Source organism: Pseudomonas sp. PAGU 2196 (assembly GCF_022179005.1).
GTDB lineage: Bacteria > Pseudomonadota > Gammaproteobacteria > Pseudomonadales > Pseudomonadaceae > Aquipseudomonas > Aquipseudomonas kermanshahensis.
The window spans coordinates 1-730 of the sequence record NZ_BNTL01000068.1; the positions used below are offsets into that span (position 1 = coordinate 1).

Consider the following 730-nt stretch of genomic DNA (forward strand, 5'->3'; position numbering starts at 1 on the left):
GCGCGCACCACGTCCACCAGGCTCATCCACGAGAACAACAGCATGATCCCCAGCAGCCACCAGAAGTTGGGCTGCACGAAGCTTGCGAGGATGATCAGCAGGTACAGCACCGGCAAGCCCGACCAGATCTCCAGAAAGCGCTGGCCGGCCAGGTCGACCCAGCCGCCATAAAAGCCCTGCAAGGCACCGGCGATGACGCCGACGATGGAACTGAGGATGGTCAGGGTCAGGGCGAACAGCACCGACACGCGGAAGCCGTAGATCACCCGCGCCATCACATCACGGCCCTGGTCATCGGTGCCCAGCCAGTTGTCCGCCGAAGGCGGGGCGGGGGCCGGGACCTTGAGGTCGTAGTTGATGCTTTGGTAACTGAAGGGGATTGGCGCCCACAGCACGAAGCTGTCTTTCTTGGCCAGCAGTTCGCGGATGTACGGGCTCTTGTAGTTGGCCTCCAGCGGGAACTCGCCGCCAAAGGTGGTCTCCGGGTAGCGCTTGAACGCAGGGAAGTACCACTCGCCGTCGTAACGCACGGCAATCGGTTTGTCGTTGGCGATCAGCTCGGCGCCCAGGCTCAGGCCGAACAGGATGAGGAACAGCCACAACGACCACCAGCCGCGGCGGTTGGCCTTGAAGCGCTCGAAGCGCCGGCGGTTGAGAGGGGACAGTGCCATGTCAGTGCTCCCGGCTGGCGAAGTCGATGCGTGGATCGACCAGGGTGTAGGTCAGGTCG

The 730-nt window shown here is 63.6% G+C and carries 1 protein-coding gene; it reads right to left on the bottom strand.

Translation table 11 applies throughout. The features are described 5' to 3' along the window. Window positions 1-671: ABC transporter permease (locus MFF34_RS27940; protein ID WP_238217826.1), on the bottom strand; the 671-nt coding region annotated here is incomplete at its 3' end. Between the last annotated feature and the right edge of the window lie 59 nt (window positions 672-730).